A 13,298-nucleotide genomic window follows, 5' to 3' on the forward strand; every position below is an offset into this window, starting at 1 on the left:
CGAGCTATAGTCCAATCCGCGGCGCCGCACCGTGCGGTCACCATGCGGGCCCGCCTGAATATGGGGGTTCACGTGCCGTATCACTTCCTGGAAGTCGCCGTGACGCCGAGCGTGAGAGCCGCACAGGCGGATATGGGTGCGGATCAAATATGGTTGGGCAACCACGACCGCCCCTCAGATACATTCACGGAAAACGAAATCGCCTTCATCGCGTCGCGCGACAGCTTCTACATGGCATCGGTGTCTGAAACCGGGTGGCCATACGTTCAACACCGTGGAGGGAGAGCTGGTTTTTTGAAGGTCGTCGATCATCGAACCATGGCATTTGCCGACTATAGAGGTAACCGCCAGTACATCAGTGCAGGAAATTTTGCAGCCAACGACCGGGCCTGCCTGTTCCTTATGGACTACGTCCGCCGAGCCCGGCTCAAAATCTACGCGCATGTCGAGCGGCTAACGCTCGATGCCGATCAGGCTCTTACAGATCTGGTCTCCGATCCCACCTACAAAGGCAGGCCTGAGCGGTTATTCAAGCTTCGGCTCGAGGCTTACGACTGGAACTGCCCACAACACATCATCCCGCGCTATACCGAGCAGCAGGTCGAGGAAGCGGTAGCACCCCTTCGTCAAAGACTGCATCAGCTGGAAGCCGAAAACGCGACACTGCGGGCCCGTTTGGAAGGCAAAGCCTTGTGACCGACGCTCGAACGATCGTCTAAGACTTACGCACGAGATTGCGTGGTCGGTCGCCGGGCAGAGTTGCCTCAGCCGCTGGTCTCAACGTTCGTCGCCGGATGATGGTATAGCAGGCGATCCCAGCTGTACGTGGCTCGCCCGTTCGCTGATGTGACGATCAAGGGACGCGATCATCTCTTGGGGACTGTCGCAGCCAGTGCCATATGCTCGCAACAGATAGGCAACCGCTTCCTCCCCCAACACGCTGGTCGGCTCAACGGTGTTAACGGCGCACCAGTCGAGGTGCGCGTCTCTGATCAAGTTGAGTTGCGTAACGTCAAATACACCCGCCGCCATCGTCGTCTCCATTGTCGATCTCTTCGCAGTTACCATGAGACCGTTGCGACGATAACGCATGGACGCGGTTCTTGTTGCCGGCGACGAGGCCTGTTTCTCGTGACACTGCCTCGTCCAGGAGACACGGAGAACCTCTATGACGTAGGCCCCGCGCTGAAGGATGGGCATCGCCCGCAGACTTGAACACGGCTGCTCGGCATCACATCTATTGCCAGTAAAGTCCGCTCCATCTTGAAAATCTCATCAAACTGGAACGGTAACGTTTGTTTTCTGCACGCTTCGGTGCAGACTGTCACTTCGAACGATTCCGGTTTTTACTCTTCAGTCGACTCCACGACGGGCTTACTTAACGAGGTACTCGGTGATTGATTTCTTCGGCACAACGCAAGGTTTCATGACGTTGGGAGCGCTGATTGGCGCTGGTAGCTTTGCTCTGGGATCCGCCAGTCGGTCCATCCACAAACTCGGCGTTCTCGTCCGTCCGGGACAGACAAACCGGAACGCGCGCAGCCTTGCAATGCGAACGATGCTGGCGCTCGATGACTACGTCGGGGCTGCCTACGCAGCCGTCCATGACCGGCCTGAGTTCAATCCTATGGACCAGGAGGAGTTCGCGTTCCATCTTCCCGAACCAGTGCTGATCCTTCCTGACGACGCGGACTGGCAACTTTTCGGGGCGGATCTTGGCGAAGAGATATTGTGGTTTTCAAACCGTGTTAGCAACCACGAGAACGCTCTCGAAAGCCTCGATTTGTCGAAACCCGCGCATGACGGCTTTTTCGAGCGCCGCATTGAGGGTTACGCCCGGCTTGCTGCAAGAGCGATGGATCTGATTGCTCGGATCAGCAGCGAGTTCGACCTGACCCTTCCTGAAAAACCGGACTACTATCGTCAGGCGGAAGGGCTGGCCAAGATTCTGCACGGCCTCGATAAGGCGACCGCAAACAAGCTCCAACCCGCCACCGGGAATGCAACCACGAATGTGACTCCACTGTTCCCAAAGTCAGTGTGATCTGCCGCCGGCATCTGCCGATCGACATTTCCAACGTCAGGCCATGCGATCAGGCTGAGCCTGATACGGACCTTTTTTGTCAGAACTTGTACCGGACCCCTACGACATTGGCGTTCGAGCCGCCGTGCATGTCGCCCAGCGTTCCCCATGCGCCTGAGCGATGGTGGAGCCGCCAGAACACTTCCGTGTTCGGGAGCTTGTCGCTCGAAAGGCTCAGCTCAGGCCCAAGGTAGAACAGGGTGCGGGCGTTGCCGTCCCGTTCCTGCTCGTGATCCCGCTCCCGACCTTTCTGGCTTTTGGTGACATGGCTGAGGCCGAACGTGAACGATGGCGCGACACGCACAGGACCAAGCTTGACGCCGTCATGTCGGCCCACGACACCGCCCCACACCTCGCCGCTCGTGCTCTGGCCGAACCGACCAGCAAGACCCGCCTCCAGGCCGAAGCTGAACGTCCCGAACTGGTATGGGAACACCTGGTAACCCAGCCCAATCAACGCGTTATCTTCGTACTCAGAACCGAACACGTTGGCAGCGTCGAGCATGTTCTCATCGACCATAGCGCCACCGAACACCATCACCGACTGATCCACATCAGGACGGTCTGCCCGCGCATGACCGAGACCCAACTGCAAGACGACGGCCACCAAAGCCACCCTCGGGAAGAAATTCATTCCAGCTTTCCTCCTCAGGAGTTGTTTCGCGCGCCGTAACGTTAGCAAGACAACATACGACCTGATCCGTTGTAGGCAAGACGTCATCGACTGTCGAGAGTTGTGGCAGATCCGAAACGACCGAAGGAATTCTGCCACCGTTCGTGTTCCGTTTATAACGAGAGGCGTATTTGGCTCGGCCGCACCTGGTGGCCGAAGGCCTCGATCGGCATGGGTCGCGAGAAAAGGTAACCTTGCAGCTCGTCGCATCCCGCTGCGATCAGGAACTCCCTCTGCTCCTCGGTTTCGACACCCTCGGCCGTTGTTGCCTTGCCCAATGTCCGGCTCAGACTGGCGATAGCGGAGACGATGGCGGCACCTTCTGCCTTGCAGCCCAGCAATTGGACGAAGGACCTGTCAATCTTTACGCGGTCGATTTTGAGGTCGATCAAATGGCTCAGCGACGAAAAGCCGGTGCCGAAATCGTCGAGCGCAATTCTCACCCCGCGTGACCTGAGTAGGTTCAGGTTCTCGGCCGCGCCTTCGTCGAGGTTGAAAATGGCAGCCTCTGTTACTTCAAGCTCCAAGCGATCCGGGGAAAGCCCGCAATCCCTCAGAATCGACAGAACCATCTGGGCAAAGTTGCGCTGTCCGATTTGTGACGGGGAAACGTTGACGGCAATCGAGAGATGAGCCGGCCAGGACGCAGCAGCGGCGGCCGCCGTGAGCAAGACCCATCGGCCAAGCTGGTTGATCATCCCGGCTTCTTCAGCAATCGGAATAAACTTGTCGGGCGACAGAAGCCCCCTTGTCGGGTGGCGCCATCGGACAAGAGCTTCCGCACCTGTAAGATCACCTGACCTGTCTGCCTGATGGACGCCTTGAGCAAAAACTTCCAGATGACCTACCCTGTTGTCGCTGATCACCCGTTGCGTGTCACCCGGACCTTCATCTCTTTCCAGCATGATGCGCAGTTCGTTCCGCAGTTCGGTGCGTTCGTTTGCGCGGGTGTCCAGTGAACTATTGTATTCTGCCGCGCGGCCGCGGCCACTTTCCTTGGCATCGTAGAGTGCGACGTCTGCCCGACGAAGGAGTTCCCGGGCAGTGGTAAACGCGCCCTCAGGGGCCGTGTATCCGATGGAGCCGCCGATAGAGACAACGACAGTACCGTTCACAAGATGAAACGGGTCGCTGATGCGCACCATGATCTCGTTGCACAAACCGATGATGCTTCGGTTGTGGCCGAGAGAGGGGATGAGGAGGGCAAACTCGTCGCCGCCGAAACGCGCAAGCGTGTCACCAGGCCGAAGAAGCGACTTCATCCGCTCTACGGCGATACGCAACAGCTCGTCGCCAGCGAGATGGCCGTAGACGTCGTTGACCTGCTTGAATCGGTCGAGGTCGATCAGCGCGACGACAGTCTCGCGGTCTTGTGTCCCGAGTTCGGTAAGACATTGCTCAAGTCTTGTCGCAAACAAAGCGCGGTTGGGAAGACCGGTCAGCACGTCGTGATGGGAAAGATGCCGCGCATGGGTCTCGCTCGCAGCGAGTTGTTTCAGGCTATAGCGCAGGCGCAGCAGCAGGGCGGAAAACAAGATGGTGACGACAAGTCCGGCGGCAGACAGGAAGGGCAGGAGACGCGCGATAACGCGAGAACCAGGCAGATCCGGTTTCCAGACGATAAATCCGATGGGCTCTGCCGTGCGGGTGGACGCCACCTGGAACGCGACCTCACCCGGTTCGTAATCCGCTGTGCGAGCATAACGTGCCCCCGCGAGACCCTGCTCCCTGCTCAACATATCGAGCGTCGGGCCGTCCAGGAACCGGATGGCGATCAGATAGTATTCCGCCTTCACCTTACCTGGATCATCTTGCACCTGATGAACCACCGGAACGATGCCCGCAATCGAGGGCCTGCCTTCCAGCCGGAGCAACTCCACCTGATTCTTTTGGGGAGCGGGAGCGTGCTGCCCATCGGTTTCCAGGCCTTTTGTTACGGCCGAGATCATTGGCCAAAGGACGGGACGAACCCATTTGAAACGACGCACGCTATCGGGGTCAGGCTGGAGTGCGAGTTCTCCGTCGGGCGAAATCAGAAAAACGGCGCTGTAGCCAAAGACGGATGTGGCGATCCGACCAAACGTCTGGATCGACGCGCTTCTGGATATCTCCGTGCCGCTGTCCGAAGAGCCGGGCGATAAGAATGAAGCATAGCCTTCCGCCAGCAGTTGCATATCCTGTGCAACGCGGTCGACCTGATTTTGCAGCCTGCCGTCAACCAGCTCTCGTTGCCTGTCGCGCGCCGCAGAGTCGCTTTCACTTCCGGCCCAAATGGCTGCGAGAACAACGAGCCCTAATATTGCAAGACCGGTTCCGGTCAGCAGGATCAAAACCGACTGCGACGACGAACGAGCCGACAGTCGCGTCAACAATGAAAACACCCAGTTTGAAGACACGGAATCTCCCCTCGCCCAGGGAAGTGTAGAGGGGATTAATTACGAAATGCTTTTAAAGCATGTCTCAAAATTGAAGCATTCGCGATTGATGACGAAAACACGCAATGCCGGAGACGGCCGGGGTCAAGATGAGATTCTGGTTGGCTGCTGACAAGCATGAGAGAGAAGCTCTTAATCCTTGTATGTTCTAATATTCCCGACACGGGAATCGAGCCCGGACGACAAGAAGAGAGCCAGATGCCGAAAATGAACCCCAGAGCGCTGATCACACTGTGTATAGCTGCTTCGTTGCTCCTTTTGCCCACACATAACCTTAGAGAGGCAGTCGCTGCCGACCGGGCAGGAGATCAGAAGATCAAGGTTGCGTTTGAGGGAGGCTTTCCTCCCTTCAACTACGTGGACTCCAGCGGTCAACTGCAGGGTTTCGACGTCGACATCGCCAAGGCCCTTTGTGAGACGGCACGGCTTTCCTGCGAACTGGTCGTCCAGGAATGGACCGACATGATCCCCAATCTGCTTTCGAACAAATACGACATGATCGTATCGTCCATGTCGATGAGTGCAGAGAGACGCAAACTCGTGACATTCTCGGACAAATACTACGACAGTCCCTCCGTCTTTATCGCACGCAAGGACTCTGTCTTGACCACCATATCGGACGAAAGCCTCAAGGGCCTGCGCGTCGGCATCGCGGCGGAGACCTCACAGCAGGCATACATCAAGAAGTTTTTCCCAAGCGCCGAGACAACGGTGTTTCGCTCCTCGCCGGAGCTTTACAAAGCGTTGGCAAATGAGGACGTTGACGTCATGCTCGAAGACAAGCTTGCCGTGTACGACTGGCTCACGAACACGAATGAAGGACGTTGCTGCAAGTTCGTTGGCACCGACGTCAAGGACACATCGATCTTCGGCGAAGGTGCGGGCATCGCTTTCCGCAAGGACGATGCTGCGTTGACGGCAAAGATCAATGCGGCCCTGGCGGAGCTTCAGGCTGGCGAAGTCTATGACAGCATCAACGCGAAATATTTCCCCTTCAGCATCCGTTGATGCGGGCCATCTGGCATTCCTGAAGATCGAAACAGGATGTCGGGTCGACACCCTGCCGCGAACCGGCCTAAGCCGGAATCCTGATGCAGCTCAGCGAATGTCGTAGTGGAGATCCGCTCGCGTCATTTCGGTCAGTTCCGCCCCGTTCAATAGGGCCCGTTCAGCTCTTGAGCAACCGTTTGGCAGGCGCGTGTTTGCTTTCTGTCTGGCTCGCTCACGCCCGCCAGACAGCAACCTCATACGGGCGAAGAGTGCGCTCGCCGAGCACGATGCGGATCCCGGTTGGAACCGTCCAGTCCTCCGCACCGTAGTTAAACGCGAAGACGAGCTCGCCGCGTCGCCGCATACGAACATGTTCCGGCAGCTCGAACGTGGGGATGTCCGCAGCGTCCAGAACCAGGCTCATCGTTGCGGCAAGGAGTGACTCATCCGGCCAGCAGGCCAGGTAATGGATCTTCTCCTTGCGGGTGAGGGCCGGCATGCCATCGCCGAAGCGGGCAAGAACATCGCCGCTCGCTTCTATATCTTCGCGCCAGCGGATCGCCTCTCCCGAGACCTGGCCGGTCACCGGGTGGGCAAGGCCCGGCCGCAGCGTGGCGACCTGCAACACGCGGTGGCCGGTGAGATCGGAGAGCGGACCGGGCGGCAGATTGTCGGGAATGGTGAAATTGCGGGTGCGGGATCCGGTCCGGGGGCCGATCAGGACTACACCGTCGAATTGGCGGAGTTCCCTCTCCAGATCCGCGGATGTTTCCGTGACGCAGGGCAAAATAACCAGCGCGTAGCCATCCAGCGGCGCGCCGGGGCGCACGAAGTCGATATCGACGCCGAGGCGCCGAAGGCTTTCATACCAGCGGAAGGTCAGTTCTTCGTAACGGAAGTCCTTGCCCTGCGGCTGGATCACCGTCGTCCAGTAGCTCTGGTAATCGAAGACAACAGCAACTTTAGCCGTCTGTGTTTCCGGCAGAGTTCCGAAAGTGGCGAGCTCGCTCGCTACCTGTCCAGCTTCGCGGCCGCCGGGCGAAAGTTCGTCTAGGCCGGGAAGGTTCAGACCCGCGTGCATCTGCTCCTGAGCGAAGGGTGCCTGCCGCCAGCGGAAATAGCTGACGACTTCTGCGCCATGGGCCAGCGCTTCCCAGGTCCAGAGGCGCACCATGCCGGGCTTCGGGATCGGGTTCCAGGGCGCCCAGTTCACCGGGCCGGGTTGCTGTTCCATCACCCAGAACCGGCCACGGCCCACCGCGCGATAGAGATCGTGGTGAAACGGTGCGATATCCGGATGCGACGTCTCTGCCCAGCGATTGCGCTCCGCTTCGGAGAACGGAAATTTTTCGACGAAACCGATCGGGTAGCTGTCCCAGGAGGCGAGGTCGAGATTGTCGGCCACCTGGAAATGGTCGAAATCGAGAACGAAGCCCATGAAGTTGTGGGTGATCCAGCGATCCGGCGAATGCTGGCGGATGATCTCGCACTGCATCGCGTCATAGGCTGCGACCTGATCCGACTGAAAACGCCAGAAATCGAGCCGCGTTGCCGGATTGCTTTCCGTTACGGTGAGGTTCGGCAACGCGACATCGTCGAAACTTGCGACTTCCATCGACCAGAACACCGAACCCCAGGCTTCGTTAAGCTGCTCAGCAGACTGGTAGCGCAGCCGCAGCCAGCGGCGGAATGCTTTCAGGTCTTCAGGTCCAAAAGAAAGCGTCGTGTCGTGGCAACCGTATTCGTTGTCGGTCTGCCAGCCGGCAAGGCCCGGATGTTCGCCATACCGTTTCGCGACCGCCTCGACGATGCGGGCGCTCTCGCGCCACCAGCTCTCTGAGGAAAACGTGTAATGACGCCGCGAGCCGAAACCGCGTGGACGCCCCTGTTCGTCATAGGGGAGGATGTCGGGATATGCGTCGATCAGCCATTTCGGCGGTGTCGCCGTCGGCGTACCCAGCACGATTTTGAGGCCCGCCTTTGTCAGAACGTCCATCGCCCGGTCGAGCCATGCGAAGTCGAAATTGCCGCGGCTCGGCTCAAGCCGTGACCAGGCGAATTCGCCGATGCGCACGAAGGAAATGCCGAGTTCGCGCATGCGCCGCGCATCGGTTTCCCAGCGGTCTTCGTTCCAGTGTTCCGGATAGTAGCAGACGCCAAGCATTATCGTGTGAGATCTCCATTGACGACGGCATGGCCGTCGGTATCGAACAGATGGCAGGCCCTGGCCGGAATGCCGATGCGGATAGGGTCGCCCGCCCGCTGGCTTGCAAGGCCGTCGGCCTTTACCGAAATTTCTGCACCATCGGCGAGCGAAACGAAGAACAGGGTCTCGGAGCCGAGATGTTCGGCAAGTTTCACGCGGCCGTCCAGAACGACGTCGCCCGCGCCGGTCGCATCCAGATGTTCGGGGCGAATGCCAAGCGTCATCGTTGCGCCTTTCACAGAGGCGCCATGCGTGTCGAGCGAAAGCGATGCGCCGCCGGGAAGGCTTGCGGTGACGCGGCCGTTCTCGCCGGGTGTCACGGGAACCGTCAGAAAGTTCATCTTCGGCGAACCGATGAAACCGGCGACGAACAGGTTTTTCGGCCGGTGATAGAGCTCGAGCGGCGCACCGACCTGCTCGATGCGACCTGCCGACAGCACGACGATCTTGTCGGCCATGGTCATCGCCTCGACCTGATCGTGGGTGACGTAGATCATCGTCGCCTTCAGATCCTGATGCAGGTTCGAGAGCTCCGAGCGCATCTGCACGCGCAGCGCCGCATCCAGATTGGAGAGCGGTTCGTCGAACAGGAAGACGTCCGGATTGCGGACAATCGCACGGCCGATTGCAACACGCTGGCGCTGACCACCCGACAACTGCCCCGGCTTGCGCTGCAGCAGCGGCTCAAGCTGCAGCATCTTTGCCGCATAGGCTGTGCGCTCTGCGACCAGGGCCTTCGGATGGCCCGTCATCTTCAGGCCAAAACCGATGTTTTCCGCAACCGTCATATGCGGATAAAGCGCATAGGACTGAAACACCATGGCGACACCGCGCTCGGACGGGCCGACGTCGGTCATCTCCTGGCTGCCGATCGACAGCGAGCCCTCGGAAATCTTCTCCAGGCCGGCGATCATCCGCAACAGCGTGGACTTGCCACAGCCGGACGGGCCGACGAAAACGCAGAACTCGCCATCGGCAATATCGAGATCGACACCCTTGATGACATTGACGGCGCCAAAGCTTTTCTTGACGGCGCGCAGGCTGACGTCGCTCATCGCATCTGTCTCCCATGGTTAGGTGTTAGTTCAAGAAGCAGGGCGCTTTCGGGCCGAAGCATCGGCAAGGGAAGGCCAGCAAGACCGGCATTCGCCAAATCGAAAGTGATCTCGCCCGAAAGCAGGCGCTTCTGACCGTCCGATATGCGGATGAACTCGGGCTCTTCGGGCAGAACGGTCTCGATGCGCCAGGTTCCGCGGAAGCGCGTGATCTGTTCGGGCAATCGCAGCGGAGAGGGCTGTTCGCCCACCATCTGCGGTCCCTGCGCAACGATGACGACGATCTTTTCAGCGCTGGCGGCACCCCAGACATAACGGCCGTCGATCGGCTCAAGCCGGAAATTGGCGCCGGGCGCATGCAGAAGAGGGCGAAGCCGCTTGTGGGTCTCAATACAGAGCGCCAGTTCGGCGCGCTCTTTTGCCGAGAGCTCCAGCGGGTTGAGTTCGACGCCGAAATGATAGGCCATCGCCACCAGCGCCCGGAAGCTCAGGGAATGGCGACGGTTGGTCTGGTGGTTGGGGTCTGCGGAGATGTGACTTCCGAGGATTTCCGGCGGTACGAAAACCGAGGCGCCGCGCTGGATTTCCAGCCGCTCCAGCGCATCGGTGCAGTCCGATGTCCAGACGCGATGGGTGCGGGCGAGCGCGCCATAATCGATCCGGCCACCGCCCGACGCGCAGCTTTCGATCTCGACATCGGGGTGAGCGGCGCGAACGCGATCCATCAGCGCGTAGACGGCGCGTGTCTGGGCGGCGGTCTTCGCCCTGCCGTCGCGACCGCCGCTATGGGTCAGGTCGCGGTTCATGTCCCATTTGACATAGGAAACCGCGTGGCCGCTAAGCACCGCATCAATCTTCGAAAACAGATAGTCTGAGACGTCCCGCCGGGTAAGATCGAGCACGAGCTGGTTGCGGGACGCAAGCAGTGGCCGCCCTTCGACCTGCAGCGCCCAGTCCGGGTGGGCGGTGAACAAGTCGGACAACGGATTGACCATTTCCGGTTCGAACCAGATGCCGAACTGCATGCCAAGGCTTGTCACGTGATCGACGAGCGGTTTCAGTCCGTTCGGATATTTGCGCGGGTCGATATCCCAGTCGCCAAGGCTCGTCGTGTCGTCGTCGCGTTTGCCGAACCATCCGTCGTCCAGAACGAAACGCTCGATGCCGAGTGCTTCAGCCGCAGAAGCCTGCGCCTGAAGCGAGTCGAGCTGGTGGTCGAAATAGTTGCCTTCCCAGGTGTTGAGCGTGACCGGCCGTGGGCTCATGGAGCCGCCCGGCCACTGCACAAGCTCGGTGCGGACGAAGGCATGAAATGCCTCGCTATGCGGCCCGGCATAGGCGACCGGGCTTTGGTAACTCTCGCCCGGCGCTAGAATGATCTCGCCCGGCTCGAACAGTTCGCCGAGATGGACGAGCCGCTGACCATCATCGGTACGGTCGATGGCGATCTGGTGATTGCCGCTCCATCCGAGCGTGACGCCGAAACGCTGGTCAGCGCTCTCGACGAACAGCATCGGCAACCGGTCGTGGGAGGTGCGGCCGCGGCTGTTTTCCTGCATCCACAGGCCATTGCCGAGCGTTTCACGACGGGTCTGGAATTCTCGTCCCCATGAGCCGGTAAAACTGGTGATCGTTGTCTCACCTGATGGCGCCAGGAAGCTCGCGGCCATGCAGCGGTCGAGCTGGTAGTCGCTATCGCCCGCATTGGAGAGCCGGGTTGCGATCGAGAGCACACCGGAAGCATGGTCCGTGAGCGTGATGGCGATCCCGATCCGGGCAACCGGGTCGCTTGCCGAAAGCACGGTCTGTGCTCCGTCCCGTGCTGCCGACCAGCCGCTGAACGCGAGAATGAAATCGCGGCCGGCGCGGTGGCCTGCAATCGCCGGCCAGCCGAAAAAGCCCATTCCGCCAGATGGCAGCAGGACGGCCGAGGGGACGGCGACGTCCATGCCGTTGATTCGGCTCGATCGTTCGATCTCAAACAGCGGATCGGCGGCAACCGGCGGGCGGCCGAAGGCCAGGATTTCGGGCATCCCCGTTTCGGGCAGGCGCAGGCTCAGCGCGAAATCGCCCGAGCCGACAGTTACGATGTCACTCATCCCTTGGTGGCTCCAAGCGTCAGGCCGGCAATGAAATGCCGTTGCATCAGGAAAAACATGGCGACCGGCGGCAGGGCCGCGATGATCGATCCGGCGGACACCAGATGCCAGGCGGCAACCCATTGGCCGTTCAGCGAATAGAGGCCGGCGGTGACAGGCATGGCGTGCTGGCCCTGCACGAGCACGGTCGCCCAGAAATAGTCGTTCCAGACGAAGGTAAAGATCAGAACGGACAGCGCCGCAATCGCCGGCCGCATCAGCGGCAGCACGATATGACGAAAGATCTTCCATTCCGACACGCCTTCGACGCGCGCGGATTCGATCAGCGCAAAGGGCAGGCCCTTGATGAAGTTGCGCATGAACAGCGTGCAGAAACCGGTCTGGAAGGCTGCATGGAAAAGCACCAGTCCCGTCACCGTGTCATAGAGACCGAGTTTCAGCGTCAGGTCGCGAACCGGCACCATCAGGATCTGGAAGGGAATGAAATTGCCCGCGACGAACATAAAGAACAGGACGAGATTGCCCTTGAAGCGATAGACCGCCAGCGCAAAGCCGGTCAGGCAGGAAATACCGACCGCGCCGATGACCGTTGGGATCGTCACCTTGAACGAGTTCAGGATGTAGAGACCGATCGGAGAATCCCGGAAGACGGCCGTGTAGTTCTCGACACCGGCAAAACCGGAGGGCATTCCGAAGTAATTGCCGGCTGCAAGATCGCCCGCCGGCCGCACCGAGGTGATGGCGACGCCGATCAGAGGCAGGAGCCAGAGGACGAGCGAGACAGGCAGGAGCACCTTGTAGCCGGTCCGCATCCATGGCGATGCGTTCTGAATGGGGGAGGGGAACATCAGGCGTTCCTTTCCTGGACAAGCATCCGCACGATGAAGAGCGAGATGAACACCATCATGATCAGGAACAGCACGACTGCGATGGCGGCGCCATACCCCATGCGGAAACCGTATTCCGACAATGCCTGTTCGAACATGAAGTAGGAGAGAACCTGGCTCGATCCGTAAGGGCCGCCGGCGGTCATGATCGACACGAGGTCGAAGGAGCGCAGCGAACCGATGACGGTGACGACCATCGCGATGAAAGTCGCCGGCGCAAGCTGCGGCAGGACGACGTACCAGAGAAGCTTGAGCCCCTTGGCGCCATCCATCCGCGCGGCCTCGACCTGTTCCGGATTGATGTTGTTGAGACCTGTCAGGTAGAGGATCATGCAATAGGCCGTCTGTGGCCACAGGCCGGCGATGATGATGCCGTAGTTGACGTAGCGCTCATCCGCCAGGACCGCCAGCTGCTCGCCCGTCAGCCACTCCAGCAGTTTCGAAAACGGCCCGAAATCCGGCGCGTAGAACCAGGTGAAGATCAGGCCGACCACGACCTGGCTGATGACAAACGGAAAGAAGAACAGCGATTTGTAGAGCCGGATGCCGGTGACCGACTGGTTGAGAAAAAGTGCTACGGCAAGGCCCGCAGGGATCGCCAGAAGATAGAGCAGCAGCCAGATGACGTTGTTCTTGAGGGAAACGTAGAAGGAATCGTCATCCAGAAGTTCGCTGTAGTTGCCAAGCCCGATCCAGACCTTTTCGCCAAGCCCGTCCCAGTCATGAAAGCTGATCCAGATCGACTGGAAGATCGGCAAAAGAACATAGACGATGAACATGAAAAGGCCGGGGGCGAGAAACAGCCATGGCGTGAGCCATTCCCTGTTGTTCTTCGAGCGGCGCGACGGCGGCGTTGCGGAATAGCTCACG

The 13,298-nt window shown here is 59.7% G+C and carries 11 protein-coding genes; 3 read left to right on the forward strand and 8 right to left on the reverse strand.

Annotated elements, in window-relative coordinates; translation table 11 throughout:
* Window positions 1-72: 72 nt before the first annotated feature.
* Window positions 73-696 (forward strand): pyridoxamine 5'-phosphate oxidase family protein, encoded by a 624-nt coding sequence (locus tag IFT66_RS17800; protein WP_192078564.1) that lies wholly within the window; start codon window positions 73-75, stop codon window positions 694-696.
* Between the two features lie 81 nt (window positions 697-777).
* Here IFT66_RS17800 and IFT66_RS17805 read toward each other — a convergent pair whose 3' ends face one another.
* Window positions 778-1,044: a hypothetical protein gene (locus IFT66_RS17805; protein WP_162728384.1), complete on the reverse strand. Its 267-nt coding sequence runs from the start codon at window positions 1,042-1,044 to the stop codon at window positions 778-780.
* Window positions 1,045-1,393: 349 nt separating this feature from the next.
* On the opposite strand from IFT66_RS17805, the gene IFT66_RS17810 reads away from it, so the two are divergent.
* Window positions 1,394-2,044, forward strand: coding sequence for a hypothetical protein (locus IFT66_RS17810; RefSeq protein ID WP_092662941.1), 651 nt, complete (start codon window positions 1,394-1,396; stop codon window positions 2,042-2,044).
* Between the two features lie 79 nt (window positions 2,045-2,123).
* Here IFT66_RS17810 and IFT66_RS17815 read toward each other — a convergent pair whose 3' ends face one another.
* The gene (locus tag IFT66_RS17815; RefSeq protein WP_192078400.1) at window positions 2,124-2,717 is read right to left on the reverse strand and encodes a hypothetical protein; all 594 of its coding nucleotides are present in this window, start codon (window positions 2,715-2,717) and stop codon (window positions 2,124-2,126) included.
* A gap of 152 nt (window positions 2,718-2,869) precedes the next feature.
* The gene (locus tag IFT66_RS17820; protein ID WP_249406488.1) at window positions 2,870-5,086 is read right to left on the reverse strand and encodes a putative bifunctional diguanylate cyclase/phosphodiesterase; all 2,217 of its coding nucleotides are present in this window, start codon (window positions 5,084-5,086) and stop codon (window positions 2,870-2,872) included.
* A gap of 222 nt (window positions 5,087-5,308) precedes the next feature.
* Between IFT66_RS17820 and IFT66_RS17825 the strand changes: the two genes are divergently transcribed.
* The gene (locus tag IFT66_RS17825; protein ID WP_249406489.1) at window positions 5,309-6,199 is read left to right on the forward strand and encodes a transporter substrate-binding domain-containing protein; all 891 of its coding nucleotides are present in this window, start codon (window positions 5,309-5,311) and stop codon (window positions 6,197-6,199) included.
* Window positions 6,200-6,413: 214 nt separating this feature from the next.
* Here the strand turns inward: IFT66_RS17825 and IFT66_RS17830 are convergent, their stop codons facing one another.
* From IFT66_RS17830 to IFT66_RS17850, 5 genes are read right to left on the reverse strand one after another with little or no spacing between them, the layout of a single operon-like run.
* Window positions 6,414-8,345, reverse strand: coding sequence for a beta-galactosidase (locus IFT66_RS17830; protein ID WP_192078402.1), 1,932 nt, complete (start codon window positions 8,343-8,345; stop codon window positions 6,414-6,416).
* A complete protein-coding gene (locus IFT66_RS17835) occupies window positions 8,345-9,442 on the reverse strand; it encodes an ABC transporter ATP-binding protein (RefSeq protein ID WP_192078403.1) in 1,098 nt (365 codons plus the stop codon). The genes IFT66_RS17830 and IFT66_RS17835 overlap by 1 nt, the downstream gene beginning before the upstream one ends.
* On the reverse strand, window positions 9,439-11,541 hold the full coding sequence (locus IFT66_RS17840) for an alpha-galactosidase (protein WP_192078404.1): 2,103 nt from the start codon (window positions 11,539-11,541) through the stop codon (window positions 9,439-9,441). The genes IFT66_RS17835 and IFT66_RS17840 overlap by 4 nt, the downstream gene beginning before the upstream one ends.
* Complete coding sequence (locus tag IFT66_RS17845; protein WP_062459888.1) at window positions 11,538-12,389, reverse strand: carbohydrate ABC transporter permease; 852 nt, start codon at window positions 12,387-12,389, stop codon at window positions 11,538-11,540. Before IFT66_RS17845 ends, IFT66_RS17840 begins: the two co-directional genes overlap by 4 nt.
* Window positions 12,389-13,297 (reverse strand): carbohydrate ABC transporter permease, encoded by a 909-nt coding sequence (locus tag IFT66_RS17850; RefSeq protein ID WP_446737924.1) that lies wholly within the window; start codon window positions 13,295-13,297, stop codon window positions 12,389-12,391. The genes IFT66_RS17845 and IFT66_RS17850 overlap by 1 nt, the downstream gene beginning before the upstream one ends.
* Window position 13,298 lies beyond the last annotated feature (1 nt).

It is taken from the genome of Rhizobium sp. CFBP 13726 (assembly GCF_014841925.1).
Taxonomy (GTDB): domain Bacteria; phylum Pseudomonadota; class Alphaproteobacteria; order Rhizobiales; family Rhizobiaceae; genus Neorhizobium; species Neorhizobium soli.